This window comes from Micromonospora sp. NPDC050980 (assembly GCF_040653835.1).
GTDB lineage: Bacteria > Actinomycetota > Actinomycetes > Mycobacteriales > Micromonosporaceae > Micromonospora.
In genome coordinates this window covers 746,840-773,601 of record NZ_JBFAGS010000001.1, presented here as the reverse complement: position 1 = coordinate 773,601, position 26,762 = coordinate 746,840, and the positions used below count along the sequence as shown (strand labels likewise).

Annotated in this window: 25 protein-coding genes and 1 tRNA gene; 12 read left to right on the top strand and 14 right to left on the bottom strand. The window is 72.1% G+C overall.

Annotation, left to right across the window (positions count from 1 at the left end; all coding sequences use genetic code 11):
• Nucleotides 1–21: 21 nt before the first annotated feature.
• From AB0H28_RS03780 to AB0H28_RS03765, 4 genes are all read right to left on the bottom strand, one after another.
• On the bottom strand, nt 22–1,125 hold the full coding sequence (locus AB0H28_RS03780; RefSeq protein WP_358033869.1) for an ionic transporter y4hA: 1,104 nt from the start codon (nt 1,123–1,125) through the stop codon (nt 22–24).
• A gap of 278 nt (nt 1,126–1,403) precedes the next feature.
• Entirely contained in the window at nt 1,404–1,712 is a 309-nt protein-coding gene (locus AB0H28_RS03775) for a hypothetical protein (protein ID WP_358033653.1), read from the bottom strand.
• Nucleotides 1,709–1,888, bottom strand: a complete 180-nt coding sequence (locus AB0H28_RS03770; protein ID WP_358033650.1) for a hypothetical protein — start codon at nt 1,886–1,888, stop codon at nt 1,709–1,711. Before AB0H28_RS03770 ends, AB0H28_RS03775 begins: the two co-directional genes overlap by 4 nt.
• Nucleotides 1,889–2,221: 333 nt before the next feature.
• On the bottom strand, nt 2,222–3,433 hold the full coding sequence (locus AB0H28_RS03765; RefSeq protein ID WP_358033647.1) for a helix-turn-helix transcriptional regulator: 1,212 nt from the start codon (nt 3,431–3,433) through the stop codon (nt 2,222–2,224).
• Nucleotides 3,434–3,874: 441 nt separating this feature from the next.
• Between AB0H28_RS03765 and AB0H28_RS03760 the strand changes: the two genes are divergently transcribed.
• The 3 genes from AB0H28_RS03760 (at nt 3,875) to AB0H28_RS03750 (ending at nt 6,477) form a co-directional block, all read left to right on the top strand.
• Nucleotides 3,875–4,864, top strand: coding sequence for an HIRAN domain-containing protein (locus tag AB0H28_RS03760; RefSeq protein WP_358033644.1), 990 nt, complete (start codon nt 3,875–3,877; stop codon nt 4,862–4,864).
• A 324-nt stretch (nt 4,865–5,188) separates the two neighbouring features.
• Nucleotides 5,189–5,671, top strand: coding sequence for a hypothetical protein (locus AB0H28_RS03755; RefSeq protein ID WP_358033642.1), 483 nt, complete (start codon nt 5,189–5,191; stop codon nt 5,669–5,671).
• Between the two features lie 11 nt (nt 5,672–5,682).
• Entirely contained in the window at nt 5,683–6,477 is a 795-nt protein-coding gene (locus AB0H28_RS03750; RefSeq protein WP_358033639.1) for a hypothetical protein, read from the top strand.
• Nucleotides 6,478–6,831: 354 nt separating this feature from the next.
• Here AB0H28_RS03750 and AB0H28_RS03745 read toward each other — a convergent pair.
• Nucleotides 6,832–6,905, bottom strand: a tRNA-Pro gene (locus AB0H28_RS03745).
• Nucleotides 6,906–7,038: 133 nt separating this feature from the next.
• Nucleotides 7,039–7,932, bottom strand: a complete 894-nt coding sequence (locus tag AB0H28_RS03740; RefSeq protein WP_358033637.1) for a metallophosphoesterase — start codon at nt 7,930–7,932, stop codon at nt 7,039–7,041.
• A gap of 25 nt (nt 7,933–7,957) precedes the next feature.
• Between AB0H28_RS03740 and AB0H28_RS03735 the strand changes: the two genes are divergently transcribed.
• A complete protein-coding gene (locus tag AB0H28_RS03735) occupies nt 7,958–8,413 on the top strand; it encodes a GatB/YqeY domain-containing protein (protein ID WP_358033635.1) in 456 nt (151 codons plus the stop codon).
• A gap of 67 nt (nt 8,414–8,480) precedes the next feature.
• Here AB0H28_RS03735 and AB0H28_RS03730 read toward each other — a convergent pair whose 3' ends face one another.
• On the bottom strand, nt 8,481–10,910 hold the full coding sequence (locus tag AB0H28_RS03730) for a transglycosylase domain-containing protein (protein ID WP_358033632.1): 2,430 nt from the start codon (nt 10,908–10,910) through the stop codon (nt 8,481–8,483).
• 390 nt (nt 10,911–11,300) lie between these two features.
• Here AB0H28_RS03730 and AB0H28_RS03725 point away from each other — a divergent pair, with 390 nt between their 5' ends.
• The gene (locus AB0H28_RS03725; RefSeq protein ID WP_043327856.1) at nt 11,301–11,621 is read left to right on the top strand and encodes a WhiB family transcriptional regulator; all 321 of its coding nucleotides are present in this window, start codon (nt 11,301–11,303) and stop codon (nt 11,619–11,621) included.
• Nucleotides 11,622–11,624: 3 nt separating this feature from the next.
• Here the strand turns inward: AB0H28_RS03725 and AB0H28_RS03720 are convergent, their stop codons facing one another.
• Genes AB0H28_RS03720 through AB0H28_RS03710 form a run of 3 tightly spaced genes read right to left on the bottom strand, consistent with a single transcriptional unit; the run spans nt 11,625 to nt 14,498 of the window.
• On the bottom strand, nt 11,625–12,776 hold the full coding sequence (locus AB0H28_RS03720) for an ArsA-related P-loop ATPase (RefSeq protein ID WP_358033629.1): 1,152 nt from the start codon (nt 12,774–12,776) through the stop codon (nt 11,625–11,627).
• A gap of 53 nt (nt 12,777–12,829) precedes the next feature.
• Nucleotides 12,830–13,804, bottom strand: coding sequence for an ArsA-related P-loop ATPase (locus AB0H28_RS03715; RefSeq protein WP_358033626.1), 975 nt, complete (start codon nt 13,802–13,804; stop codon nt 12,830–12,832).
• Nucleotides 13,805–13,853: 49 nt separating this feature from the next.
• Complete coding sequence (locus AB0H28_RS03710) at nt 13,854–14,498, bottom strand: hypothetical protein (RefSeq protein WP_358033623.1); 645 nt, start codon at nt 14,496–14,498, stop codon at nt 13,854–13,856.
• Between the two features lie 334 nt (nt 14,499–14,832).
• On the opposite strand from AB0H28_RS03710, the gene AB0H28_RS03705 reads away from it, so the two are divergent.
• The 7 genes from AB0H28_RS03705 (at nt 14,833) to AB0H28_RS03675 (ending at nt 22,536) form a co-directional block, all read left to right on the top strand.
• On the top strand, nt 14,833–15,279 hold the full coding sequence (locus AB0H28_RS03705; RefSeq protein WP_358033621.1) for a hypothetical protein: 447 nt from the start codon (nt 14,833–14,835) through the stop codon (nt 15,277–15,279).
• A gap of 61 nt (nt 15,280–15,340) precedes the next feature.
• Nucleotides 15,341–15,496 (top strand): DUF4177 domain-containing protein, encoded by a 156-nt coding sequence (locus tag AB0H28_RS03700; protein ID WP_013289021.1) that lies wholly within the window; start codon nt 15,341–15,343, stop codon nt 15,494–15,496.
• Nucleotides 15,497–15,500: 4 nt separating this feature from the next.
• Entirely contained in the window at nt 15,501–15,962 is a 462-nt protein-coding gene (locus tag AB0H28_RS03695; protein ID WP_358033618.1) for a RidA family protein, read from the top strand.
• A gap of 120 nt (nt 15,963–16,082) precedes the next feature.
• Nucleotides 16,083–16,877: an MBL fold metallo-hydrolase gene (locus tag AB0H28_RS03690; protein ID WP_358033614.1), complete on the top strand. Its 795-nt coding sequence runs from the start codon at nt 16,083–16,085 to the stop codon at nt 16,875–16,877.
• Entirely contained in the window at nt 16,874–20,452 is a 3,579-nt protein-coding gene (locus AB0H28_RS03685; protein WP_358033612.1) for an adenylate/guanylate cyclase domain-containing protein, read from the top strand. The genes AB0H28_RS03690 and AB0H28_RS03685 overlap by 4 nt, the downstream gene beginning before the upstream one ends.
• A 110-nt stretch (nt 20,453–20,562) precedes the next feature.
• The gene (locus AB0H28_RS03680) at nt 20,563–21,033 is read left to right on the top strand and encodes a hypothetical protein (protein WP_358033610.1); all 471 of its coding nucleotides are present in this window, start codon (nt 20,563–20,565) and stop codon (nt 21,031–21,033) included.
• 30 nt (nt 21,034–21,063) lie between these two features.
• Complete coding sequence (locus tag AB0H28_RS03675) at nt 21,064–22,536, top strand: serine/threonine-protein kinase (protein WP_358033608.1); 1,473 nt, start codon at nt 21,064–21,066, stop codon at nt 22,534–22,536.
• Here AB0H28_RS03675 and AB0H28_RS03670 read toward each other — a convergent pair.
• The 4 genes from AB0H28_RS03670 to AB0H28_RS03655 all read right to left on the bottom strand — a co-directional run bounded on the left by AB0H28_RS03670 (nt 22,523) and on the right by AB0H28_RS03655 (nt 26,760).
• Nucleotides 22,523–22,921 carry a hypothetical protein gene (locus tag AB0H28_RS03670; protein ID WP_358033605.1) on the bottom strand — a complete coding sequence of 133 codons (399 nt, stop codon included), beginning with the start codon at nt 22,919–22,921 and terminating at the stop codon, nt 22,523–22,525. The genes AB0H28_RS03675 and AB0H28_RS03670 overlap by 14 nt on opposite strands.
• 61 nt (nt 22,922–22,982) lie before the next feature.
• Nucleotides 22,983–23,567, bottom strand: coding sequence for a hypothetical protein (locus tag AB0H28_RS03665; protein ID WP_358033603.1), 585 nt, complete (start codon nt 23,565–23,567; stop codon nt 22,983–22,985).
• Nucleotides 23,568–23,599: 32 nt separating this feature from the next.
• Nucleotides 23,600–24,763 (bottom strand): acyl-CoA dehydrogenase, encoded by a 1,164-nt coding sequence (locus AB0H28_RS03660; RefSeq protein WP_358033601.1) that lies wholly within the window; start codon nt 24,761–24,763, stop codon nt 23,600–23,602.
• A complete protein-coding gene (locus AB0H28_RS03655; protein ID WP_358033598.1) occupies nt 24,760–26,760 on the bottom strand; it encodes a biotin carboxylase N-terminal domain-containing protein in 2,001 nt (666 codons plus the stop codon). The genes AB0H28_RS03660 and AB0H28_RS03655 overlap by 4 nt, the downstream gene beginning before the upstream one ends.
• Nucleotides 26,761–26,762: the final 2 nt, after the last annotated feature.

The window sequence follows — 26,762 nt, the reverse complement described above, 5'->3', positions numbered from 1 at the left end:
GGCGGGGCGGCCGGCGGTCCGTCACGGGCTGGCGGCCAGGAAGACGAACGCGGCGAACAGCGCCAGGTGCACGCCACCCTGGAGCACTGTGGCCCGCCCGGGCACCACGGTGAGCACCGCGGTCAACGCGGTCAGCGCGAGCAGCGTCAACTGGGTGCCGCCCAGGCCCAGCAGCAGCGGGCCGTCCAGCCAGATCGAGGCGATCGCGATGGCCGGGATGGTCAACCCGATGCTGGCCATCGCCGAGCCGAGCGCCAGGTTGAGGCTGATCTGCACCCGGTCCCGCCGGGCCGCCCGGGCGGCGGCGAGCGTCTCCGGCGCCAGCACCAGCAGCGCGATGACCACACCGACGAACGCCTGCGGCAGGCCGGCCCCCTGCACGGCGCTCTCCAGCGCCGGGGAGATGGTCTTCGCGTCACCGACCACCGCCACCAGCGCCACCACCAGCAACGCCAGGCTGGCCAGGGCGGTGCGGGTGGACGGCGGCTCGGCGTGCCCGTCACCGTCGGTGTCCTCGGCCATGATGCTGCCCTCCTGGGTCACCGGGAGGAAGTAGTCGCGGTGCCGGCCGGTCTGCACCATCACGAACAGCAGGTAGAGCGCGAGCGACGCGACCGCCGCGAAGGCGAGCTGGGCGGGGGAGAACTCCGGACCGGGCCGGCTGGTGGTGAACGACGGCACCACCAGGCTGAGCGTGGCGAGGGTGACCACGGTGGCCAGCGCCCCGCCGGTGCCCTCCGGGTTGAACACGGCCACCCGCCGGCGCAGCGCGCCGAGCAGCAGCGACAGGCCGAGGATGCCGTTGCAGGTGATCATCACGGCGGCGAAGACGGTGTCCCGGGCCAGCGCCTGCGTCTTGTCCCCACCGCTGATCATCAGCGTGACGATCAGACCGACCTCGATCACGGTGACCGCGACCGCCAGCACCAGCGAGCCGTACGGCTCGCCGACCTTGTGCGCCACCACCTCGGCGTGATGGACGGCCGCCAGGACGGCCGCCGCGAGCAGCGCGGCCACCACGAAGATCAGCGCACCGGGCAGCTCCCGCCCCCAGGTGAAGACCAGCAGGAGCACGGCGAGCAGGGGTACGACTGTGGTCCAATCGGTCAGGCGGGATCGGATCATCGCTGGCATGGGTCAACAGTGCCAGGTGAATTGATCAACCGCCCGTAGCCGGCCGCACGCTCGTCATCAAGGTCACGGTGGTGCGGGTACGGCGTTGGAGACATCCACCGTGATCCACTCGCGGACCAGATGAGGCGTGAGTAGAACGCCACGGGTGTCAACACGGGGGTTGGTGTCGTCGGTGAGGGGTCTCACCTGGTCAGGGAGGCCGGATTCGAACCGACGACCTCTTCGTCCCAAACTGGCGGCACGCCGGTCGGATCGGGCTCGATGCGAGGTCAGAGGGCCTGGTGGCGCGCTTCTCGGCCTGGTTCGGCCGGCACGGTTGCTGTACTTCGCTGCTGTACTGCTGGCATGGGCTGGCCGGCTTCCCTGGTCCAGCCGAGGAAGCGGCGGTGCAGCACGCCGGCCGGCGTCCAGGGCAGATCCTCGGTGGCCTGGACGAGATAGCTGCCGAGATAGAGAACCAGCGACACCGGAGCGTCCGCGTACTCCGCCCGCAACTCCCGCTTCCGGGTCGGGCAGGGCCAGGGCAGGTCGCAGCCTCCGCAACTCCAGATCGGCATGACCGGGCCATGGGTGGTCACCGCGCACCCTCCAGGAACCGGGCGGTGATCGCCCGGGCCTGCCGGCTGGTCGCCCAGTCCACCTGCCAGCACGGGTACGGCGTGAGCCGCGACCACCAGGCGCGACAACCGGTGCACATGCCGTCGAGCCCTCGGACGTGCACCGCGAGGATCGCCTGCTCCTGCCCGCTGCTCACCACTCACGCTCCCGGGGCCAGTGGCCACGGCTGATCGGAATCCGATGCCGGGCACGGCACGGCAGGTCGGCACCACAGCGGCAGATACGCCGCCAGAGTCGCCATGACCACACCGGCCGATGCCTGCGGGCGAGGGTCAGCGCGGTGGCCGAGAGGTAGTCGTCATACGAGACGCGCCGCACATACCCTCCCTCGTCGGTCACGAGGGCGGCCCTGCCCTCGCAGCTGAGAGGGACGCGGCGACCAGGCGATACCCGCACCGCCCGCCGCATCCCGTGAGCAAGAAGCTACGGTGGGTCGCGGAGCGGAATGGGTATGGTTCATACCCCTAGATCAGGAGAGAAGCCCGACCTTCACTGCAAGGTCACGGGCGTCGTCCCGGGTGGAACGCGGACCATCGAGCAGGTCCAAGGTGATCTGCCGGGCATACCCGTTGAAGCGGATCGTCTCCGGCGCCGACACGTACGCCTGCCGAAGAGTCTTCACGGCCGCTTCCTTGTCGTCCTTGCCGTAGTGCGCCCGCGCGACCTCAATGAGATGACGTGCCCGACGTGGCCTCGACGGAATCGCCGCCGAATCATGTCGGCGCGCCTGCCGAACCGCCTCACCGGACTTCTGCAACTCCACCGCCACGGTCACCGCGTGAGCGCCCATGATGACCCGCGAGAACGAGGTCTGCGGCTGATAGAAGACCTGCGGTAGACGCTGCGCCACCCGATCCGCGCGATCCCAGTAGCGCCAGGCCCGACCTTCCTCCCCAGCACGAGCTGCGGTGTAGGCCGCCTCGAAGTTCAGTGCACCCCACAACGCCAGCAAGTTCGTCGTCCCCTCGGCCGCCCGCGGCTCCAGGGCCGACAGGACGTCCAGAGTCACCGCCATCGCGGTGTCCCAGTCACCGGCGTCCCGATGCACCTGGCACAGGAACCACCCCGCGCACGCCACCGCCTCCGGGTCACCGGACTCCTGCGCCGCCACCATCGCCCGATCCGCGACCCGCCACAGCAGCTCGGCGGCCGGCTGGTAGGCAAGGAACATCTGGGTCAACCCGAGCGTCTCGGCCAACAGCGCCTGGGCCTGCCGACGCTCGTCACCCTCGTACGCCAACACGGCACGCTGCACGTCACGAAGCAGCCCCGGCAACAACCCGCCCAACACCGTACGGTGATCCGACGCCTGATGGCGTGCCCGCCACGCCACCGCCAGCCGCTCCCTCAGGCTCGTCAACGACTCCGCGGAAGCCTCGTCGGAAAGCACGAAGCGGTTCACGGCGTCCCGGACAGACGCCAGCGCAGGGTGCTCCGGCCCGTTGACCACGGCAGACCGGTCGCTCAACTCCCCGGCCAAGGCAGCCACCTCCACCTTGAGGGCACGCGCAATGCGATCCAGCATGTGAATGCGCGGCGGCAGGATCCGGTCGGTCTCCACCGCCTTGACCCACTCGGCGCTGCGGCCCACCAAGCCACCGAGCACCGCGCGAGTCTTCCCGGACCGCTCCCGGTAGACCTTCAACCGCTGCCCGAAAGTCAACTCCGGCAAGGAATCCATCCCGAACCTCCTCGTAGCGCGGGATGCACCATCGGCACCCGGGCCGCCGTGGCACCAACGCTACCGGGCTGCCCTGCCGCCCCAGAACCCCTCGCGCATTGCGCGTCACCTTCCACGCCCGCCTGAAGACGTCTGAACCTCTCGCTTGCAAGCTCTGTGCACCGCGTCTGTACTTGTTGTGCGGGAACGGCCGCAAGCTCGAAACTTCGTCCGTACCCCTGGCTCCGCCAGCGTGCGGCCGTCTGGGGCGGTTGCTGTCAGCGTTGCTGTCGACAGCATGGCTGGCAGCCCGGCTATGGTCACACCTCCGACCCAGGCATCGACGTTCCGCGCCTCTCTGCTGCCTCGCTGTCTGACGTCTCGGCTACGGGGTGTCGAATACCTGACACTTTTGCGGCTCTGGGCTGACGAGGGCTCGGTCGGGGGCGGTAGCCTCCGCCAATGATCCGACCATTTGACCTGTGGGGCCAGCGAGGGTGGTGCAGCCAGGAGGTCGTAGGCGAGTCCAACTACGCCAAGGAGATTCGAGCGGCACTCGGCGCGGACTTCAAGCAGTACGGGTCTGAGGTAGAGAAGGATGTGCACCTCAGCCCGGAGCCCACCAACCGCTTCGACCCGCACGCCGTCAAGGTCGTCTATGGCGGGCAAACCCTTGGGTATCTGCCCAAAGACCAGGCCAAGGTTTACTCGCCGGCCCTCACGGCGCTCGTCAACCAGGGCTGGATCCCCCAGGTCCGAGCCCGCATCTGGGGACGGGAAGAGGAAGACTGGGACGGTCGACGCCGGCCCAAGTTCGTGGGATCGGTGACCCTGGACCTCGCTGACCCGCACATGATCGTTCCAGCGAACATGCCGCCAGCCGATTTGCACGTGATGCTTCCCCAAGGCCGCATCGTCCAAGTGACGGGCGAAGAGAAGCACATGACTCATTTGGCTCAGCTGGTGAGCCCGCAGGGCGAGTGCTGGATCTATGTGACGTTGCACCAGGTTGAGCAGCAGCGGGCTCGATCGACGCGAACGCTGGTAGAGGTTCGAGTCAACGGGGAGCCCGCTGGCACCTTGAGCCCGGCGACGTCAGCCGAGATGTTGCCGGTGCTCGCCCACCTCTCGGAACTCGGCATGTTGACGGCCGCCCGTGCAGTCCTGAAGGGCAACCGGGTCAAGGCCGACGTCACGCTGAACGTGTGCAAGGCCAGTTCCCTGACTGATGCGTGGTTGGATGCGCCACCAGCGGCTGAAGGAGCCCGGTCAGCACAGCAGGCGACCGCAGAGAGCCCCGGGCGCGATGTTGCCCCAATGCAGCAATGGCGGTTCGTGGTTCCGCGGGGATGGCCGCCTCCGCCCGCAGGTTGGGTTCCACCCCAGGGCTGGCGTCCCGATCCGTCGTGGCCGCCTGCACCTGACGACTGGCAGTTCTGGGTACGAGCGTGAGAGGCCCCTTCCGCCTACCCCGGGCAGACGTCGTCACCAGTGGTCGTCGTTGGTCGCTCGCGATCGGCCTCCGACGGCCTGGTGACGTCCGATGCCAACAATTGACGCGCCCGACCGGTCCGGGGCCTTGCCATCAAGGACCAGCGTCATGCGAGGACGTCAGGGGGCAGCTCTACCCTTACGGACGGTTGAGGATTTGCTCGGCGTAACTAGTCTGCTACCTACATTCTGGTAGCTCAATCCCCTACCGCCGAGGGAGCGACGTATGGCGTGTTCACGGCAGAAGGTCCGGCTTCTGGGCTTGCGGGCCAGGTAAATGGCCCGATGAGTCGACAGACCTCGCCTCTCATCACCGCCGCGAACGTCGGAGCGTTGCTCTCGCCCCTTGCTCGGGCCGTTACGGTTGGTGGTATCACCTGGACCGCCACCCGAGGCCAGGGGTCCAGCAAAGAGGGCATCGTCCGCGTTCGTACCGCGCTGGCAGTCCTAAGTCCGTGCCTGCTGCGCCTGGTGGTGAATCCCCTGGCACCCAGCGAACCGAAGCTTCAGTACCTCGTCGGCGCTGGTCGCGACAGGTTTTCAGCTCGCCGTCTGTGCGTCAACGTTCCCCATCGCCCGATCACCGGCACTCACAAGCATCGCGTAGAGCCCGGGTCCTCCGACGAAGGTGCCTACGAGCCCACAGATATTCCCGAAGTTCCGCTTCAACCCAGGGTCGCTCCGGGTACGTACCGTGCGATCCTTGAAGCGTTCGCGAACGAGTGCTTCATCGAGATGGCGTCCGATTTCGCCTGGTCAGAGCCGTGAGGAGGGGAACCATGGACTCAGCAGCCACCGTGGGCGCGATCCTACGCACGATCAACGACCAGACCGTTGTCCGACCCTACGGCGACGGACTCCTAGTCGACCTACCGCTCACGTACGGTGATGGCGACGTGGTCCGGATTCTGGTGGAGCCCATGGGTTCTGGGTTTCGGGTATCAGACCGCGCCGTTGCTGCCACCCAGCTCGCCATGGCAGGTGTCAACGTGAGTGCCGGACGTCCCGCAGAGGCATTCGCAGAGACTGTACGAAGCGTCGGCCTCAGCGGAGTCAATGCCGCACCGGGGGAGCTTGCGACCTTCGGCGTTGCTGACGAACTCGGACGGATGGTGCTGGATGTTGCTCAGGCATCCATGCGCACAGAGCAACTCCGCTGGCTCGCGGTACGCCAGACGCTGACTAGATTCCCCGACCGCGTAGTAGAGCGCGTCAAGAGCTGGGCAGAGGGCAGCCGCCAGGTTCAGCGAGAGGCACCCCTGGCTCTACGATCCGGCCGAAAGCGCCAGGTCACGCTTCGTGTTTCTAGCCACGATCGCTCCGCCTATGTCCAGGCCGTCAGCTCACGAGATCGTGACCAGGCGGCAGAGCACTGCTACTACATCTTCGACCTGTCGGATGTGCCTAAGGAGAACCGAATCGCCGCTCTCGACGGCGCTCGGGCCGACTGGCCGACTGAGATCGTGAGCGAACTGGCCCAGGTGGGTGATGTTGAGTTCTTCGCGGATCCGCTGAGTCTGGAGCGACAGCTTGACAAGCTGGTGCCGCCACCGCGCGCAGCGTTACAGAGGTGAACAGAGGGACGCCCTGAGAAGTTCGCGGTCAAGACAGTCTTGACGAAGCGGGCCAGGTCCGCGCCTTGCCGACGAGGCCGTGGTGGGGATGCGGCGCGTGGCACACCCAGGCAGGCCCCTGGCCTGCCGGCAACAGCCGGCCTGAGGGGTCGCAGAGGCTCCGGGGTCAAGGGCGGCCCGCACGGCCGTCGCGCAGCGACGCGAAGCGCCCTTGACCTTTGGGGGCGGCCCCGCACACTCCGCGCCGCATCCCCACCACGGCCGGCGGTGACTCGCGCGGCGGCGCTGTACTCGACTGCTGTACGAATGCATCAGGGGCCACTCTCATCGATGGAGAGTGGCCCCTGACCTCGGTCGGGGTGGCCGGATTCGAACCGACGACCTCTTCGTCCCGAACGAAGCGCGCTACCAAGCTGCGCCACACCCCGAGGCGTGCCGACAAATAGTAGCCCACCCGCCTCCGAGGTCAAACTCGGTACCCCCACCACACGCGACGCCTCGATCTTGGTGCGGAAAGGCACCCGGAGGGGCGGCCCCGCACCAAGATCGACGAAAATAGCGTCAGCGGGAGATCAGGGTCAGGATGCTCGCCTCGGGCGGGCAGGCGAAGCGGATCGGCGCGGTGGGGTGGGTGCCCAGCCCGGCGGAGACGTGCAGCCAGGAGTCCGAGCCGGGCCAGCGGTGCAGGCCGCGCGCCATCGACCGGGGCAGCCCGCAGTTGGTCACCAGTGCGCCGTAGCCGGGCACGCAGACCTGCCCGCCGTGGGTGTGTCCGGCCAGCAGCAGCCCGAAGCCGTCGGCGGCCATCCGGTCCAGCACGGCCGGCTCCGGTGAGTGGGTCACGGCGATCGACAGTGCGGTGGAGTCGCCGACCGGCCCGGCCACCGCGTCGTAGTCGTCGCGTTCGACGTGCGGATCGTCCACACCGACCAGTTCGATCTCTCGACCGCCGGCCTTGATCGAGGTGCGGGCGTTGTTCAGGTCCGCCCAGCCCGCGCCGATGAGGATGCCGCGCAGCTCCTCGTACGGCAGCGGCACGCCCTCGGCGTACTCCCGCTTGGGCAGGAAGTAGGTGAACGGGTTCTTGATGACCGGGCCGGTGTAGTCGTTGGAGCCGAACACGAACGCGCCGGGCAGGTCGAGCAGCGGCTGGAGGGCCCGCAGCACGCCGGGCACCGCCTCCGGGTCGGCCATGTTGTCGCCGGTGACCACCACCAGGTCCGGGTCGAGCGCGGCCAGCGAGGCCACCCAGTCCTGCTTGCGGCGCTGGTTGGGCATCATGTGCAGGTCCGACAGGTGCAGCACCCGCAGCGGCTCGGCGTCGGTGGGGAGCACCGGAACGTCGTAGCGGCGGAGGGTGAACAGGTTGCGCTCGACGAGCGACGCGTAGGCCAGGGTCGCCGCGCCGGCGACGACGGTGCCGGCCGCGAGCCGGAATAGTGTGCGCTTTCGCATGGTGTTCAGGGTAGTTTCACCGTTCATGAGCACGCTGAAGGACCGTCTCACCACCGACATGCGCGCCGCCCTCAAGGCCCGCGACGAGTTGACCACCTCCACGCTGCGGATGGCCCTCGCGGCCGTCGGCAACGCGGAGGTCGCCGGTCGCGAGAAGCGCGAGCTGAGCGACGACGAGGTGCTCGCGGTGCTGACCAAGGAGGCGAAGAAGCGGCGCGAGGCGGCCACCGCGTTCGCCGACGCCGGGCGCGCCGAGCAGGCCGGCAAGGAGACCGCCGAGGGTGAGGTGCTGGAGCGCTACCTGCCTAAGCAGCTCCCCGACGACGAGCTGGCCGAGCTGGTCTCGGGGGCGCTCGCCGCGGGCGGCTTCACCGGCAAGGCGCAGATGGGCCTGGCCATGAAGGCGGCCCAGGCCGCGGTGGCCGGCCGGGCCGAGGGGGGCCGGGTCGCCGCCGAGGTACGCCGCCAGCTCGGCCTCTGATCGCCGGACGGGAACGGAACGGGCGGGCACCCGCTGGGGGTGCCCGCCCGTCGTCGTCGCTCTCCGGTCAGCCGCGGCGTCCCGGCCGGCCGTTGCCCGGGTTGGGCGGGTTGGCGGGTCCGGTGGCGTCGCCGGGTTTCGGCCCGCCCTGGCCGGAGCTGACCTCGATCAGGACCACGCCGCCCTTGATGGTGCGCCCGTCCGGGCTGGTGCCGGCCGCGGTGCCCGCCGGGCACTCCGACGGCACCTTGTTGCTGGACACCACCGGCTCGAAGCCGGCGCCCTTGATCCGCGACTTGGCGGTGTCCACGGACTGGCACTTCACGCCGGGGATCGAGCGCTGGTCGCCCATAACGATCTTGCCGGAGGGCGGGGTGAAGTCCTCCCGTTTCTTGCCCTTCATGGCGTCCCGCAGCGTCTCGTAGACCGCCGGGTTGATGCCGTTCTTGACGTCGTGGCCCATCTTCTGGTTGGTCTGGGCCCAGTCCGGGTCGGCCATGATGCCGGCCACCGCGTACTGCTTGGTCATGGCGACCAGGGCGGACGTCTTGTCGCTGTCGGTGGTGCCGGACTTGCCGGCGACGGGTGCCTTGACGATGCCGCGGACGTTGCCTGCGGTGGCGGAGGGGCCGCACTTCGACGTGTCGGAGTGGTCGCCGACCGGGCAGCGGGCCGCGTCCACTGCGGCGCGCGCCACCTCGGTGCTGACCCGCTGCTCGCAGTGCGGGTTGGCGATGTCGAGCTTGTTGCCGTCCGGTCCGCGGATCTCCTGCACCGGGATCGGCTCGCAGTATTTCCCGTCGGCGGCCAGCGTGGCGTACGCGTTGGCCAGCTCGAGCGGGGTGGTCTGCGAGACGCCGAGGCTGAACGCGCCCCACTGGTGCGGGTTGGCGGCGAGCTTGGCATCCTCCGACGAGCGGAAGTTGATGCCCAGCTTCTGCGCCGCCTTTACCGCGTTCTCCGCGCCGACCCGCTGCTGGAGGTCGATGAAGAACGTGTTTACCGAGAAGCTGAAGCCGCTCCACATGGTGTGCGTGCCGGCCATCGACTTGCTGGCGTTGGTCGGGCAGTACTTGTTGGTGCCCTTGCAGGCGGCCGGGGAGTTGAACTCGACCGGGTAGTCGGACTTGAACTGCTGCGGCGCGTTGATGGTGTAGCTGAGCGGGTAGCCCTTCTCCAGCGCGGCCACCAACGTGAAGATCTTGAAGGTCGAGCCGGCCTGGTAGCCGGAGATGCCGGGGCCGCCGGTGACCAGCGGGTTCACCGTGTTCGGGTAGTTGCCCCGGATCTTCTTCTTGGCCTTCTTCGGATCGCTGGAGATCTTGTTCTGCGGATTCTTCGGGTCGTCGATCTTGAACTTGCGGTTCACCGCGACGGCTCGGACCCGGCCGCTGCCGGGCTCGATCACGGCCACCATCCGGGCCGCCTTGCTGCTCTCGCTCAGATGGTTGCGGACGGCCTTGTCGGCGGCCTTCTGCGCCTGCACGTCCATGCTGGTGACGATGGTGTAGCCGCCGCTCTTCAGCCGCCGCTCCCGGTCGTACGAGGTGCCGCCGAACGTCTCCTGCTGGAGCCACCAGCGGTAGAAGTAGTCGCAGAAGAAGCCCCAGGAGTTGGTGTTGGCCTGGGTGCAGCCGTTCGGCGTGCGCTTGTCCTCGACCTCAAGCTTGATCTTCTTGGCGGCGTCCGCCTCGGCCTGGGTGATCGCGCCGATCTGCACCATGTTCTGGATGACGTAGTCGCGCCGCCCGACCGCCTCCGGGTAGCCGGCCTTGGTGGTCGGGTCGAACGCGGTAGGCGCCTTCACCATGCCGGCGAGCATCGCCGACTCCTGGATGTCGAGCTTGCTCGGCAGCTTGCCGAAGTAGACCTTGCTGGCGGCGAAGATGCCGTAGGCGCCGTTGCCGAACGCGGCGATGTTCAGGTAGCGCTCCAGGATCTCGTCCTTGGAGAGTTCCTTGTCGACCTGGAGCGCCAGGCTCATCTCGCGCAGCTTGCGGGCGCTGGTGTCCTCGGTGGCGGCGACCACGTCGGCCGGGTGGGTGGCCGAGTAGGAGATGGCCAGCCGGACGTACTGCATGGTGAGCGTCGACGCGCCCTGCCGCGACGAGCCGGCGGACTGGTTGTTGACGAACGCCCGGGCGATGCCGTTGAGGTCGACGCCGTTGTGCTTGTAGAAGTCGTGGTCCTCGGCCGCGATGATGGCCTTGCGCATGTACGGCGAGATGTCCTTGAACTTGACGTCCTTGCGGTTCTCGTCATACATGGTGGCCAGCGGCGTCTTGCCGTCGGAGGCGAGCACGTAGGTGATCTGCGGGGCCCGGGCCACCGTCAGTTCCTTGGGCAGCGCGCCGAATGTCTCGGCGCCCGCCTTGGCGGCAAGTCCGGACATCGCCACCGCGGGGAAGGCCGCCGCGGCGACCACCACGCCGGCCAACAGGCCACAGATCAGCAGCGATGCGGCGTTGGTCAAGACGTTGTGATCACGTTTCCGCATCCAGGTCACCTCGACAGGGTACGCGAGCAGGGAACGGCGGGCGCACGGGGAACTTTCCCCATTTCCATCACGCGCCGGCCTCGTTGTGCTAAACGCACGAGCCCGGGTGGCGGGTTGCGTGAGATCCACGGAAGTTCCTGCAAACGACCGCGTTTCTCCGTACCGGAGCGGGGTAGACGGCGGCGATGGCCCGGGAAGCCGGGAATGTCCGGAACGATGGATTTCGCCGACAACGTTGCGTAATCGGGTGACTACACAGCATGATGGGTGACGGCGATCGCAGTCACACGTCGTCCATGCCGCCCTGGGGAGGCCGGCCGGACGACCGGGGGGAAGTTCGGGGGCTGCTCGCGCGAAGTCGGTAGGTACTGCAAGGGGGGACGTGTACAGATGGGCATGATCACTGACTGGCCGTCGCTGGCGGCGTGTCAGAACGGGGACCCGGACGCGTTGTTCGTCCAAGGCGCCGAACAGAACGTGGCGAAGAGGATCTGCCGGAGCTGCCCAGTTCGGTACGAGTGCCTGGCCGACGCGCTCGACAACCGGATCGAGTTCGGCGTGTGGGGAGGCATGACCGAACGCGAACGCCGGGCGCTGCTGCGTCGCCACCCGCAGGTGACCAGCTGGCGCAAGATGTTTGAGGCGGCCATGAAGAAGAACGCCAAGGAGAAGGCCGGCAAGGACAAGGTGCTGGTCACCACCGCGACCTGACCGTCACCGCCGGCTGATCGCCTCGCCGATCGTCCGCAGCCCGTCGACGTCGTGCACGTCGGCGGGCTGCGCCGTCACCGACACGGCCGGCACCGCCGGGAACGCCTCGGTGAACCGGGCCGCCACCCGCTGCTCGCGGTCCGCCTGCTGGGCCAGCGCGGCATGCGCGCGCAGCACCTCGACGGTGCCCTCGTGCCCGCCGGACTCCGCCAGCCGCTCCGCCGCGGCCAGGCTCCGCTGCGCGGACAGCCCCGGCGCGCCCGGCCGGTGGACCCGGTTGAGCACCAGCCCGGCCAGCGGCATCCGCTCGTCACGCAGCCGGCCGGCGAAGTAGGCCGCCTCCCGGACCGCATCCGGCTCCGGCGCCGCGACCAGCAGGAACGCCGTCTCCCCGGCCTGCAGGATCCGGTATGTCTGCTCGGCCCGCTGCCGGAACCCGCCGAACATCGAGTCGAGCGCGGCGACGAAGCCGGACAGGTCGGTGAGCAGTTGCGCGCCGAGCACCTTCTGCACCACCTTGGAGAACATCCCGAAACTCGCCGTGACCAGACTGAACATGCTCCGTCCGCCGCTGCGCGCCGGGGCCAGCAGCAGCCGCAGCATCCGGCCGTCGAGGAACCGGGACAGCCGCGCCGGCGCGTCGAGGAAGTCGAGCGCGGAACGCGACGGCGGGGTGTCCACCACGATCAGGTCCCAGTCGCCCCGGGCGTGCAACTGGCCCAGCTTCTCCATCGCCATGTATTCCTGGGTGCCGGCGAAGGTGGAACTCATGGCCTGGTAGAACGGATTGGCGAAGATCTCCGCGGCCTTCGCCGGGTCGGTGTGCTGGAGCACCACGTCGTCGAACGTGCGCTTCATGTCGAGCATCATGGCGTGCAGCTCGCCGCCGCTGGCCTCCACGTCGATGCCCTTGACCTGGCGGGGCGTGTTGTCCAGCTCGGTCAGGCCGAGCGACTGGGCCAACCGGCGGGCCGGGTCGATGGTGAGCACCACCGTCCGCCGGCCGTGCCGCTCGGCTGCCCGCAGCGCCAGCGCCGCGGCGGTGGTCGTCTTGCCCACACCGCCCGCGCCGCAGCAGACCACGATCCGCACGCCCGGGTCGGCGAGGATCTGGTCGACGTCCAGCGGAGGCGCCGCGTCTTCGGAAGGCACCAATCGAGCGTATCGGTCCCGAGGGGCTCTCTGCTCCTGCCGGCCGCAGGTGTGAGTCAATCCGCCCGGACGAGCGCCTCGGCCAGCGTCGCCAACCCCGCCCGGTCGACCCCGTCGGGCAGCAGCGGCAGCTCGGTCAGGGGCCGCCCCAGCTCCACCAGGTCGCCGCGGAGCGAATCCTCAAGCTCACGGCGTACCCGCTGGTCGCGCGCCTCCTCGGCGAGGCCGGCCACGGTCCGGGCGTCGGTGGGCAGCCCGGCGGCGGCCAACCCCCGCTTCAGCTCGGCCGCGGTCACCGCGCGGCCGGCCGGCACCGGCGGGCGGACGCCGTTGACGATCACCCGGCCGACCGGAAAGCCCAACTGGGTGAGGTCGGCCACCGCGTCGAGCGTCTCCTGGACCGGCATCTCCTCCAGCAGCGTCACCACGTGCACGGAGGTCATCGGCGAGCGCAGCAGCGCGGAGACGCCCTCGCTCTGGGTCTTGATCGGGCCGACCTTCGCCAGCCGGGCGGTCTCCGCCGTGACGTTGAGGAAGCGGCCGATCCGCCCGGTCGGCGGGGCGTCCAGCACCACCGCGTCGTACGCCCGGCGGGCGCCGACGGTGCGGGTGGTGGCCTCCTTGACCTTGCCGGTGAGCAGCACGTCGCGCAGGCCCGGCGCGATCGTGGTGGCGAAGTCGATCGCGCCGAGCTTGCGCAGCGCCCGACCCGCGGCGCCGAGCTTGTAGAACATGTCCAGATATTCGAGGAGTGCCTCCTCGGCGTCGACCGCCAGGGCCCGCACCTCACCGCCGCCCGGGGCGTCCGTGAGGTGCCGCTCCTCGTAGGGCAGCGGGTCGGTGTCGAAGAGCTGGGCGATGCCCTGCCGCCCCTCGACCTCGACCAGCAGGGTGCGCCGCCCCCCGGCGGCCAGCCCGAGGGCCAGCGCGGCGGCCACGCTCGTCTTGCCCGTGCCGCCCTTGCCGGTCACCACGTGCAGGCGGCCTCGCCATCTGCCGGCGGAATCGGCCGGCTGCTCACTCGCTGCCACCCGTCGAGCCTAACCAGCCGTCGGGACCAGCCCGGTCCGGCCGGTGGGATCAGGCGACCTCGCAGACCCACCAACCCGTCTTCCGCACCACGGTGAAGCGCAGTTCCTGGTCGGCGACCTTCTCGTCGGCGGTGGTCATGGTGACCCGGGTGGAGACGGTGGCCCGGTCCCCGGTCTGGTTGTCGACCGTCGGGTTGGTCCAGCGGAACCGCGGGTTCTGGTACTGGCCGGCGTGCTTCTGCACCTCGGCGACCTTGGCGGCGATCTTTTCCTCGTCGCGTGCCGCGGAGCAGACGAACGTGGCCGCCTTCTCGGCGTCCCGGTCCTGGTAGACGGCCTTGACGAAGCCGTCCACCGCCACCTGCGGCTCCTTCGCGCCCTGGCCGTCCTCGCCGGCGCGCAGGGCGAGGACGGCGGCCGTGCCGCCACCGCCGCAGAGCAGCACCGCCGCGGCCAGCACGATCGAGGCGATCAGCAGCGACCGCCGCTTGCGGGTCGGCGGCGCCGGCGGGTATGCGGATTGGCCGTCGCCCGCCGATGGCATGGTGGCGGGCGGCGGATGGTCCGGCCCCGGCGCGGCGGAGCCGGGTGGTGGCTGGGTGGGCCCGAACGGCGGCGGGCCTCCCGGGGACGCCGGTTGCGGGATCGGGTCGCCCGGCGTGCCGGTGGCGTCGCCGGCGGGCGGTTGGGTCATCGGTCTCCCCCGGTTTGCGGTGCGCCAGTCGCCGCCCCAGGCGACGGGCGCGGGGTCGAGGTGGTGGGCGAGCGGCAGCGCCCGCCCAGTCCGGAAGGGTAGCGGTCGGCGGGCCGCTTGCCAGCCCCGCATGGTCGGCTCGCCGTGCGGACGAGCGCCATCGCGTTCCGGACCAGCAATGTGTCGCATATGTGACTCAACGTGACCAGACGTGCGCGTCCCGTTGTCGAATCGGTGGCCGCGTCCTACGTTCGTCGCGACACGGTGGCCGGACCGGGGGACTCCGGACCACAGGTGTGTTCCCGAACAGGTGATGAACGCCCGGAGGCAGTGGATGCGCGACGCGGAGAACATTTCCCGAGCCCAGTTTCCCCCCGGCGACCGGGCCGCGCGGCCCGGTGACGCTGACGGCCCGGGTGCGGGCACGCCGTTCAACGAGCGTTCCTACCGCCCCGGAGGCGAAGTGGTCCGCACGCTGGCCCGGCCGGCCAGCCGTGGTCGGGACGAGGAGGAGCCCGGCTACGTCATCCACCTGCCGGTGCGAGTGCCCGACCTGGCGGCGGCCACCGCGCTCGCCAGCATCGTCGCCACCTCGCTGGGCTTCCTGGTCGAGCTGGACGCCGGGGAGACCACCGTCTCCACCGCGGACGACCAGAACAACAGGCACCGGGTCTTCTGCGACCTGCTGCTGGCCGACCGCAGCCGCTGCCCGCAGCGCTACGAGCACCTGGGCCCCTGCGGCGAGCCGCCCGCGCCGGACCAGCGTCCCGCGACCGGCTGAGGTGGCCGGACCGTAGGCTGTGCCTGATTGAAGTCCGAGCCAGGCAAGGGAGCCTTCGTCGATGCAGAAGTGGGAATACGCCACGGTGCCGCTGCTGGTCCACGCGACCAAGCAGATCCTCGACAACTGGGGTGAGGACGGCTGGGAGCTGGTCTCCGTGGTGCCCGGGCCGAACCCGGAGCAGCTCGTCGCGTACCTGAAGCGCCCGAAGGGCTGACCAGATGAGCAACGGACCCCACGCGAAGCTCGCGGAACTCGGTCTCGAGCTGCCCGAGGTGGTGCCGCCGGTGGCCAGCTACGTGCCGGCCGTCCAGTCCGGGCAGCACGTCTACGTCTCGGGTCAGCTTCCGATGGCCGACGGCAAGCTGCTCGCCACCGGCAAGGTCGGCAACGGCGTCTCCGCCGAGCAGGCCAAGGACCTGGCGCAGCGGTGCGCGCTGAACGCGCTCGCCGCGGTCGACGCGCTGGTCGGTCTGGAGAACGTCGTCAAGATCGTGAAGCTGACCGGCTTCGTGGCCAGCGCGACCGGCTTCACCGGCCAGCCCGCCGTGATCAACGGCGCTTCCGACCTGCTCGGTGCCGTCTTCGGCGAGGCCGGGCGGCACGCCCGCAGCGCCGTCGGGGTGGCCGAGCTGCCCCTCGACGCCCCGGTCGAGGTCGAGCTGATCCTCGAGGTCGCCTGACGCACCGTCCCCGCGATCTTGCGGGTCGCACCCCGGCACAAACCCCGAACGAGGACAAACCCCGGGGGCCGGAACCGCAAGATCGCGGGGGATGGCGGGCGGGGTCGTACGATCGCTGCCATGGGTGGGCGTGTGACCGGGGCCGCAGGGGCGCTCGCGGAGGAGTTGCCGGGGTGGGTGACGCTGGTGCGGGCGCCCAACCCGGGGCCGATGACGCTCGACGGGACCAACACGTGGGTGCTGCGGGCCGCCCCGGACGCGCCGGCCGTGGTGGTCGACCCGGGGCCGGCCGACGAGACGCACCTGGCCGCGATCGCCGCGCACGGGCCGGTCGGTCTCGTGCTGATCACGCACGGGCACCCGGACCACACCGAGGGTGCTCCCCGGCTGCGTGAGCTGCTCGGCGGCGTGCCCGTGCTCGCCGCCGACCCCGCGCACACCGCCGGCGGACCGCCGCTGGCCGACGACACCCGGCTCGACGGGGCGCTGGGCATCCGGCTGCTGCGCACCCCCGGGCACACCGCCGACTCGGTCTGCCTCCTGGTCGAGCACGCCGGCGAGCGGGTGGTGCTGACCGGCGACACCATCCTCGGCCGGGGCACCACAGTGGTCGCCCACCCGGACGGGCACCTCGGCGACTATCTGTCGAGCCTGGCACTGCTGGCGACGTACCGCGGGGTCCCGGCCCTGCCGGGCCACGGCCCGGCGCTTGCCGACTGCGGCGCGGCGGCCGAGTTCTACCTGGCCCACCGGCGGGCCCGGCTCGACCAGGTGCGCGCCGCCGTGGCCGCCGGCGCCACCACCGCGCCCGAGGTGGTCGCCGTGGTCTACGCCGACGTCGACCGGTCGCTGTGGTGGGCGGCCGAGTGGTCGGTGCGCGCCCAGCTCGAACACCTCGGAGTGGAGCAGCCGTGACCTGCCCGGTCTGCGGGACCGTCGCCGTGCCCGGCGCGCGGTTCTGCCACAACTGCGGTGCGGCGCTGCCGGCCGCGGCCACCCTGCCGGCCGCCGAGCGCCGGGTGGTCACCGTGCTCTTCGGCGACCTCTCCGAATTCACCTCCTGGTCGGAGGATCTCGACCCGGAGCGGGTCGGCGCGGTCACCGACCGGGTGCTCGCCGCCCTGGCCGGCGCGGTCAAGACGTTCGGCGGGCACGTCGACAAGCTCACCGGCGACGGGATCATGGCGGTCTTCGGCGCGCCGGTGGCGCACGAGGACGACGCCGAGCGGGCGGTGCGGGCGGCGCTGTCCATGCAGCGGGCCGTCCGCCGGGTGCTCGACGACGAGCGGGGCGGCGGCGCGCCGCTGGGCCTGCGGGTCGGGCTGAACACCGGGGACGTCATCGCCGGCATCCAGGCCGCCATCGAATACACGGTCATCGGCGACACGGTGAACACCGCCGCGCGGCTCGCCGACGCCGCCGCCGTCGGCGCGATCTACGCCGGGGCGCGCACCTCCACCGCGACCCGGCGCGTCGCCTCCTGGCGGGCGCTGCGCCCGCTGCGGCTCAAGGGCAAGCGCGAGCCGGTCGAGGCGTACGAGCTGCTGGGCCTGCTGGACGCGCCCGGCACCCGGTCCGGTCTCGGCGACGAGGCGCCCTACGTGGGCCGGGAGACCGAAATCGGCCGGGTCGCCGGCCGGCTCGCCGAGGTGATCGACCGGGGGGTGCCCCGGGTGTTGCTGATGACCGCCGAGGCGGGCATCGGCAAGTCCCGCTTCGCCGCCGAGGTGGAACGCCTCGCCGCCGGCTACGACGTCGGCGCCGGCCGGTACGCGGCGCACACCGGGGCCCGGGTGCTGTCGGTCCGCTGCGCCGCCTTCGGCGAGCGCCGCCGGCTGGCGCCCCTGGCCGACCTGGTCCGCGCCGCCGTCGGCCTGCCCTCCGACGCGGCCACCGCGGTCACCCGGGCGGCCGTCGAGGAGCGGCTGCGCCGGCTCGGCCAGCGCCTCGCCCGGCTTCCCGGCGACCCGCCGCCGATCGCCGTGGACCAGCTCCTGGCCCTGCTCGGGTACGCCGAACTGCCGCCCGCCGTGGACAGCGTCGAGTGGAACGCCGCCGGCCCGGCACCGGACGCCGAGGCGGTGCCGAACGCGGTAGCGGACCTGCTCAGCGCGCTCGCTGGCGAGGCGCCGATGGTGATCGTGGTGGACGACCTGCACGACGCCACCGGCGAGACGGTCAAGGCGCTCGCGCTGACCCTCAACCGGCTCTCCGGGCCGGTGCTGGTGCTGTTGCTCGGTCGCCCCGAACTGGTGCGGACCGCCGGGGCGCTGACCCGGCTGGCGGACGCCGAGGTGTACGCGCTGCCGCCGTTGCGCGGCGCGGACGCGGCCCGGCTGCTCACCAGCTATCTGGCCGGCGGGCGGCTGCCCCAGGCCGACGCCGACCGGCTGCTCGCCACCGCCCAGGGCAACCCGTTCTACCTGGCCGAACTGGTCACATTGCTGATGGAGCGCGGGGCGCTGACCGCCGGCCCGGGGCGCGGCGCGGACGTGGCCTGGCGGCTGGCCCCCGGCTCGCTGGGCAGCCGGCTGCTCTCCCGGGACCTGGCCGCCGTCCTGGCGGCGCGGATCGACGCGCTGCCGCCGGACGCCCGTTCGGTGCTGCGCGACGCGGCCGTCGTCGGCGACACCGTGGGCGAGGGCGCGCTGGAGGCGCTGCGCGAGCAGCGGCTCGGGTGGGACGGGCGGCCTGCCGCGGTGGCCGCGGTCGAGCTGGACCGGGCCGTCGAGGAGCTGCTGCAACGCCGGATGCTGCATCGCACCCGCACCGGCTTCGCGTTCGCCACCCCGCTGATGCGGGAGGCCGCGTACGCCGGGGTGAGCAAGGCTGAGCTGGCCGAGCGGCACGCCGCGCTGGCCCGCTGGGCCGCGCCGGAGAGCGTGGCCGAGGCGGGCGCGCCGGCCGGCGGGTTCACCGAGGCGGCCCGGGACGACTTCGTCGCCGAGCACGTCGAGCGGGCGACCGCGCTTGCCGACGCGGTGAAGCTGCGCCCGGACGCGCCGGCCCGGGCGGTAGCCGGCCTGGGCGTGGCCGCGCTGGGCCGGGCCGCCCGTCGGTCGCTGCGGCTCGGCGAGTCGACGCTGGCCGTGGAGTACGCCGAGCGCGCGACCGAGCTGGCCCGGGGCGCGGTGCCGCCGGCCGACCGGGTGGTGCACGCGCGGGCGCTGCTCCAGATCGGGCGTCCGGCCGACGCGCTCGCGTCCGCCGAGAAGATCGCCGCGAACGCCGGCGAACCGGCCATCCGGGCCGCCGCGCTGCTGCTCGCCGGGCAGGCCCAGCAGACCCTGGGCGACGCCGAACGGGCCGAACACAGCTATCAGGAGGCGTTGCAGGTCGCCACCGACGCCGACCTGCCCACCGTGCGCGGCTCGGCGATGCGCCGGCTCGGCATGGCCGACTTCATCGCCGGCCGGCTGGGGCAGGCGAGCAGCCGGCTGGCCGCCTCCTATCAGGTCAGCCTCGCCGCGCGGGATCCGCGCGGGCAGGCGTGGTCGTTGCAGAACCTGGCCTGGGTGACCACCACCCGGGGTGACTTCGCCGGCACCGACGCGGTGCTCGGCCGGGCCGCCCGGCTCTTCGCCGAGCTGAAGGACCCGTACGGGCGGGCCTGGCTGCGCGGCACCACCGCGTTCGCCCGGCTGCTCGCCGGCCGGCTGCGGGAGGCGTGCCGGCTGGCACGGGTGTTCCTGCCGTTCGGGGAGCGGGTCGGCGAGGCGTGGGCGGTGGGCACGCTGCGCGCGGTCGAGGCGTACGCCACCGCCGAGCTGGGTGACCTGGCCGAGGCGGACCGGGCGGCGCGGCGCGCGTACCGAGACTTCGCGGAGGTGGGTGACGACTGGGGGCAGGGCTTCGCGCTCGTGGTGCGGGGCGTGGTGGCGCGCGGGCTGGGCGAGCCGGAGCACGCCGCCGACCTGTTCACCGACGCGCTGGAATACGCCGACCGCACCGACCATCCGCTGCTCACCGGGATGGCCGGCACGCTGCGCGGCTTCGTCGCGCTGGACATGGGCGACTGCGAGACCGCCGAGCGGGAGGCACGCGCGGTGCTGACCAGCGTGGAACCGCACAACCCGCAGGCGCCCGCCCAGGTCGCGCCGCGGGTCCTGCTGGCCATGGCCCGGGTCGCGGCCGGGGACCCGGGGACCGCGGTGGGGCTGCTCGCCCCGGTGGCGACCGGGGCGGCCAACGCGCCGTCGTTGCTGTTCTCCCGCCGCCAGACGATGGCCCGCTACGCCAGCGCGTTGCTCGCCCACGGCCAGCGCGAGCAGGCGCTGGACTGGGCGCAGCGGGCGATCTCCGCCCCGGCCGAGGACGTCCGCAGCCAGGTGGTGGCGCGGCTGGTGCTGGCCGAGGCGCTGGCCGCGTGCGGCCGTCCGGCGGAGGCGCTGGCCAGTGCCGAGGAGGCGGTGCGCCTGGCGTACGCCACCGAGCAGCGCAGCGAGCGGGCCGCCGCGGACGCGCTGCGGGCCCGCCTCGCCGCGGGCTGAGCGGTTCCGGTTCTGCCGGTTCCGGGGATGTGTGAGTCGGTGGGGCCGGTTAGCGTGGGGCGGCGGTGCGCGCGGGCGGGCACCGTGGCGGGCGTGCATGGGGAGGGACGATGAGGCTGCCGCGCTCCGGCGCCGGCTGGACGATCGCGGTCTTCGGGCTGTTGGCGCTGCTGCTCGGCGCGCTGGGCCTGATCTGGCCGGAGACGCAGCTGCGCCTGCTCGGCTTCGAGGTGCCGGCCGGCCGCGCGCCGGGCGACTACACCGGCACGTTCCTCACCGCCTCCTCGATGGCCTCGTTCAACATGGGCGTCTACTACCTGCTCGCGGTCGCCACCGAGTGGCGGCCGTTCTACCGCTTCACGGTCTGGTTCCGCCTGGTCACGTTCACCGTGTTCACCATCGCGGTGCTCTCTGACGTGGCGCCCGGGCGGTTCTTCGGGGTGGCCGCGTGGGAGGGGCTGGGCGCGCTGGCGACCGCCGCCGGCCTGTGGTGGGACGCGCGCCGGGCGACCGCCGGTCCGTCCGGCCCGGCCGGCTCGGGCGACTCCGTGCCGGTGCCGACCTCCGACGCGGCGCGCTGACCGACCGGGACCGTTGGGTATTTTCGAGCCGTGACCGAGACCCCGCCCGGCGCCCTGCGGCTGCCCATCGTGCCCGGTCTGACCGATCTGAAGGTCTTCGCCCGGGGCGGCTACGCCACCGTCTACCGGGCGACTCAGATCTCGGTGGGGCGGGAGGTGGCCGTCAAGGTCGAGAACCGGACGCTGGCCAGCGAGCGCGACCAGGCCCGGTTCCTGCGCGAGGCGCGGGCCGCCGGCCGGATGTCGTCGCACCCGCACGTGGTCGACCTCTTCGACGTCGGGGTCACCGTCGACCAGCACCCCTATCTGATCATGGAACTCTGCGACGGCTCCTACGCGGAGCGGATGCGCACCTCGCCGCTGGGGCCGCTGGAGACCCGCGACCTCGGCGTGAAGATCGCCGACGCGCTGGCCCACTCGCACGCGGCCGGCGTGCTGCACCGCGACGTCAAACCGGCAAACATCCTGCACTCCGAGTTCAACTCGGCGGTGCTTGCCGACTTCGGGCTGGCGGTGCTGGCCGAGGTGCGCGACGCCTCGGTCACGCTGGAGGTGCTCACCCCGGCGTACGCGCCGCCGGAGATGTTCAACCACAGCCCGCCCAGCCCGGCCGTCGACGTCTACGCGCTGTGCGCCACGCTCTACGCGGTGATGCACGGCCGGCCGCCGCGCTGGCAGGCCGAGCGCAACCCGAGCCTGGTCACCGTGCTGGAGATGTTCCAGCACCCGATCCCCGGCCTGCCCGGGGTGCCCGAGGAACTGATCGACGTGCTGCGCCTGGGCATGTCCAACGACCCGGGTGAGCGTCCCTCCGCGGTGGAGCTGCGCGGCCTGCTCGCCGCGCTCCCGCTCGACCCGGACGCCCCGGTGGGCGGCGGGTTCGGCGGCGGCCCGTACGGCCGCACCGGCGGTCCGACCCCCCGCCCGCCCGCGGAGGACGCGCACCCGGCCGGGCCGGCGCGGAGCCGGCGCTGGCCGAGGCGCTGGTTCCTCGGCGGGGCCGGCGTGCTCGCGCTGGCCGCCTCCGCCGCCGGCGGCGCCTGGCTGGCCGGCGCGTCGTCGCCCGAGGTGACGCCGACCGTGCTGGCCACCGGCGTGGCCGGGGCGACGCCGCTGCCCGGCTGCGCGTCCGAGGAGGTGCGGCTCCCGGCCGGCGCACGCTGTGGGTCCGAGTTGGAGTGCTACGGCCCGGTGCGGCTGCGGGGCGACCGGGCCGAGGCGAGCCGGGTGCCCTGCGACGGGCGGCACACCTGGGAGACCTACGCCGCGGGCGACCTGCCGGCCGCGCTCGCCGGGGCGGCACACGACGCGGTCGCCGCCGACCCGGCCGTCCGCAAGGTCTGCAACGTCGGCACGCTTCGGCTGGTCAGCGGTGTCGAGCCGGCGAACGGGTGGAACCTGGAGGTGCTGCCGCCGGCCGCGAGCGAGCCCGACCGCACCTACCGTTGCCTGGCCGGGCAGGGCGTGAACGCGCTCGCCGGGCCCACCCTCACCGGTCGCTGATCCCGTTCCCGGCCCGCTGCTGCTGCCGCACCGACCTCGGGTCGAGCGTCTCCAACGTGTCCGCGTCGACCGGATGCCCCGCCGGGGTGCGCAGGTTGCGCACCGCGCGCGGGTCGATCGCCTCGAGCGTGTCGGCGTCCACCCCGTATCCGGGGTCGACGGCGGGCCAGCCCTGGGCCCGCGGGGCCGCCTCGCCGCCACCGGCCTGCCGGGCGGAGGTGATCGTCACGCCGGCGACCATGCCGAGCACGACGCAGATCAGGGCCAGCACGACCGACAGGATGCCGGGTGGCCGCCAGACGACCAGCGTCACCAGCGCGGCCAGCGCCGCCACGGACGCGACGACGGCCTTCGTCCGCGCATTCGACCTCGGGAACGAACTCACCCGACAAGCATGGCCCAGCACGTCGGCGTGTCAACCGCCGGCCCGGGACGGCTTCCCGTCACTAGCCGCTCCACATCGGATGGCGAGAAGCATCGATCGAGAAGAAATCGTTACGTCGTCTGGCCTTGCCGCGGAGCAGGTCGGCCAGGTCCGCCGCCTCGACTAGCTCGTCCGGCACCGCCCATCGCACCACTTCCGCCAGGTGCCGGGTGGGCGCCTCTCCCGGCAGCGCGGCGAAGCCCGCCAGGTACGGGCCGAGGCTTAGCCCCAGTGCGGCCACCGCGTCCAGCACGTCCTCCGCCGGCTGCACGGACGGCCACGACGTCAACGTCCACCGCCACCAAGCGCGGAGGAAGTCCTCGACCGCGTCCCGCTCGGCGGGCGTCCAGCCCGCCCACTGCGCGCCGATCCGGCGGATGCCGTTCGACGGCCACCACCAGTCGGTCAGCTCGCCGGCGGCGTACGTGGTGAGCAGCCGGGGCGTCAGGTGCGACAGTTCGGTCCCGTCGCCCCAGGTGCCCGGGTTGGACAGGTAACTGCCGAGTTGGTCCGGGGTCAGCGCGCGCAGCGGTGTACGCCGGAACCGGTTGACGCGGGAGACGAGCGGGGGTGGAACGTCATGGGTGTCTCCAGCCCGTTTTGACACCCATGGCGTTCCACTCGCCGCGGGAACGGCGGTCAGTAGGACTTGTCCTGGGCGAGGACGTGCTGGGCGACGAAGTTGAGGATCATCTCCCGGCTGACCGGGGCGATCCGACCGGCGCGCACCGCACCGAGCAGCGTCGCCACGCCGTACTCGGTGGTCATGCCGGCCCCGCCGAGCGCCTGGACGGCGGTGTCCACGGCGAGCGCGGCGGCCTCGCCGGCAGCGTACTTGGCCATGTTGCCGGAGACGCCGGCCTCCAGGTCGCGGCCGGCGTCGTAGAGCGCCGCCGCCTTCTGGATCATCAGGCGGGCCAGCTCCACCTGCACGGCCGCGTGCGCGAGCGGGTGCGCCACGCCCTGGTGCGAGCCGATCGACCGGCCGCCCCAGACCTTGCGGGTGGCGGTGTAGTCGGACGCCTTCTCGATCGCGTACCGGCCGGTGCCGGCGCCCATCGCGGCGACCGTGATGCGCTCCGGGTTGAGACCGGCGAACAGCGCCGGCAGGCCGGCGTCCAGCGACTCGCCGACCAGCGCGTCGGCGGGCAGCCGGACGTCGTCGAGGTAGAGCAGGAACTGGTTCTCCGGGGACAGGATCTCCATGTCCAGCTTGGCCTTCTCCAGCCCGGGCGCGTCGGTCGGCACGATGAACAACGCCGGCTTCAGCTTGCCGGTGGAGGCGTCCTCGGTCCTGGCCACCACCAGCACGTGGTCGGCCTCGTCCACGCCGGAGATGTAGACCTTGCGGCCGGTGAGCAGCCAGTCGTCGCCGTCGCGGCGGGCCACCGTGCCGAGCCGGTGGAAGTTCGAGCCGGCGTCCGGCTCGGTGATCGCGAAGACGATCTTCCGGGAGCCGTCGGCGAGGCCGGGCAGGTGCCGCTTGCGCTGTTCCTCCGTGCCGTGCTTGTGGATGACCGTGGCGGCGATGGCGGGGGAGACGACGAGCAGCAGCAGCGGGCAGCCCGCCGCGGCGAGTTCCTCGCAGACCAGCGCCAGCTCGGTGATGCCGCCGCCCCCGCCGCCGTACTCGGTGGGGATGTTGACGCCGAGGTAGCCGAGCCGGCCGGCCTCGTGCCACAGCTCGGTGGTGTGCTCACCGGCCTTGGCCTTCGCCACGAAGTAGTCGTGGCCGTACCGGCGGCCCAGCGCCCGCACGGCGTCGCGGAGCTGGTCCTGCTCTTCGGTGAGGTCGAAGTTCACTGCGGGTCCTCCTCGGGGTCGACCACGGCCAGTACCGCGCCCGTCTCCACCTGGCCGCCGGGCGGCACCGGCAGCTCCGCCACCACGCCGTCGGCCGGGGCGAGCACGGGATGTTCGAGCTTCATCGCTTCCAGCGTCAACAGCAGGTCACCGGCGGCGACCCGCTGGCCGACCTCGACGTGCACCCGGGTCACCGCGCCGGGCAGCGGCGCGAGCAGCGACCCGGCGGCCAGCGCCGCGGTGGGCCGGGGCAGCCGGGGCAGCTCGGTGAGGCTCGCCGCCCCGTCGGGGCCGTCCACGAAGACCGACGACCCCACCCGGTGTACGCGGAACGCGCGCCGCACCCCGTCGACGTCGAGCACCACCCGCTCCGGCTCGGCCGTCACCAGCTCCACCGTTGGCGTGTCGGTGTTGAGCGGGGGCCCCTGCTCTACTCCAGGCGTTAAGAAGGGGCCTCTGCTTTCCCACTCGGCGAGGGTGTTGGTGCGGGTGAGGCGGTAGCTGATCTCGATGTCGGTGAAGCGGGTGACCTGCGGGACGGCGGGCACGTTGCGCCAGCCCGACGGCAGCCCGCCGAGCACCGGCGCGGCGGCCCGGCGCGCGGCGGCACCGGCCAACGCCGCCGCCAACGCGGCCAGTGGAAGCTGCCCGGGCGGCAGCAGCGGCTCGAAGACCTCCGGATGCCGGTCCAGGAAGCCGGTGTCCACATCGGCGGCGGCGAACTCGCCGCTGCGCAGCACCCGGACCAGCAGGTCCCGGTTGGTGGCGACGCCGTGCAGCTCGGCCCGGGCCAGCGCGCCGGCCAGGGCACGGGCCGCCTCGGCGCGGGTAGGCGCCCAGGCGACCACCTTGGCCAGCATCGAGTCGTAGTGCACGCTCACCGTCGAGCCGTCCACCACGCCCGAGTCCAGACGCAGCCCGCGCGCCAGCCCGAACTCGACCACCACCCCGGGGATCACGAACCGGTGCAGCGTGCCGGTGGCCGGACGGAAGCCCTGGGCCGGTTCCTCGGCGCAGAGCCGCACCTCGATGGCGTAGCCGTCCGGGGTCGGCGTGCCGGTGACCGGCAACGGCTCGCCCTCGGCCACCAGCAGTTGCAGCCGGACCAGATCCAGCCCGGTGGTCGCCTCGGTGACCGGGTGCTCCACCTGGAGACGGGTGTTCATCTCCAGGAAGTGCACCTGACCGTCCGGCGCGAGCAGGAACTCCACCGTGCCCGCGCCCACGTAGTCGACCGCCCGCCCGGCCGCCACCGCCGCGGAGTGCAGCCGCTCGCGCACCCCGTCGGGCAGCACCCCGGGCGCCTCCTCGACGATCTTCTGGTGCCGGCGCTGGATCGAACAGTCGCGCACGCCGAGCGCCACCACCGTGCCGTGGGTGTCACCGAAGATCTGCACCTCGACGTGCCGGCCGCGCTCGACGTACCGCTCGATGAAGACCGTGCCGTCGCCGAACGCCGCCGCCGCCTCGCGGCCCGCGCCCGCCACGGCCTCGGCCAGCCCGGCCGCGTCGCGGACCACCCGCATGCCCCGGCCACCGCCACCCGCGCTGGCCTTCACCAGCACCGGGAAGTCGGTGACCTGCCCGGGGTCGGTCCAGGTGGGCAGCATCGGCACGCCCGCGTCGGCGAGCAGTGCCTTGGCCGCCATCTTGTCGCCCATCGCGGCGATCGCCTTGGCCGGTGGTCCCACCCAGGTCAGGCCGGCGTCGGTCACCGCCGCCGCGAACTCGGCGTTCTCGGCGAGGAACCCGTAGCCGGGGTGGACCGCGTCCGCGCCGGCCCGCCGGGCCGCGTCCAGGAGCAGGTCGATGCGCAGGTACGTCTCGGCCGGCGTGTTCCCCGGCAGCCGGACCGCCTGGTCGGCCTCGGCGACGAACGGCGCGTCGGCGTCCGCGTCGGAGTGCACGGCCACCGTCGCCACGCCGAGCGCCCGGCAGGTGGCGAAGACCCGGCGGGCGATCTCCCCCCGGTTCGCCACGAGAAGCTTCGTGATCATTC

Coding starts and splice junctions, on each gene's coding strand:
- AB0H28_RS03710 (WP_358033623.1), bottom strand. CDS start 14,498: ATGACCCAACCGCCCGCCGGCGACGCCACCGGCACGCCGGGCGACCCG.
- AB0H28_RS03750 (WP_358033639.1), top strand. CDS start 5,683: ATGGACTCAGCAGCCACCGTGGGCGCGATCCTACGCACGATCAACGAC.
- AB0H28_RS03735 (WP_358033635.1), top strand. CDS start 7,958: ATGAGCACGCTGAAGGACCGTCTCACCACCGACATGCGCGCCGCCCTC.
- AB0H28_RS03780 (WP_358033869.1), bottom strand. CDS start 1,125: ATGATCCGATCCCGCCTGACCGATTGGACCACAGTCGTACCCCTGCTC.
- AB0H28_RS03725 (WP_043327856.1), top strand. CDS start 11,301: ATGGGCATGATCACTGACTGGCCGTCGCTGGCGGCGTGTCAGAACGGG.
- AB0H28_RS03700 (WP_013289021.1), top strand. CDS start 15,341: ATGCAGAAGTGGGAATACGCCACGGTGCCGCTGCTGGTCCACGCGACC.
- AB0H28_RS03695 (WP_358033618.1), top strand. CDS start 15,501: ATGAGCAACGGACCCCACGCGAAGCTCGCGGAACTCGGTCTCGAGCTG.
- AB0H28_RS03740 (WP_358033637.1), bottom strand. CDS start 7,932: ATGCGAAAGCGCACACTATTCCGGCTCGCGGCCGGCACCGTCGTCGCC.
- AB0H28_RS03730 (WP_358033632.1), bottom strand. CDS start 10,910: ATGCGGAAACGTGATCACAACGTCTTGACCAACGCCGCATCGCTGCTG.
- AB0H28_RS03705 (WP_358033621.1), top strand. CDS start 14,833: ATGCGCGACGCGGAGAACATTTCCCGAGCCCAGTTTCCCCCCGGCGAC.
- AB0H28_RS03690 (WP_358033614.1), top strand. CDS start 16,083: ATGGGTGGGCGTGTGACCGGGGCCGCAGGGGCGCTCGCGGAGGAGTTG.
- AB0H28_RS03680 (WP_358033610.1), top strand. CDS start 20,563: ATGAGGCTGCCGCGCTCCGGCGCCGGCTGGACGATCGCGGTCTTCGGG.
- AB0H28_RS03755 (WP_358033642.1), top strand. CDS start 5,189: ATGAGTCGACAGACCTCGCCTCTCATCACCGCCGCGAACGTCGGAGCG.
- AB0H28_RS03765 (WP_358033647.1), bottom strand. CDS start 3,433: ATGGATTCCTTGCCGGAGTTGACTTTCGGGCAGCGGTTGAAGGTCTAC.
- AB0H28_RS03760 (WP_358033644.1), top strand. CDS start 3,875: ATGATCCGACCATTTGACCTGTGGGGCCAGCGAGGGTGGTGCAGCCAG.
- AB0H28_RS03655 (WP_358033598.1), bottom strand. CDS start 26,760: ATGATCACGAAGCTTCTCGTGGCGAACCGGGGGGAGATCGCCCGCCGG.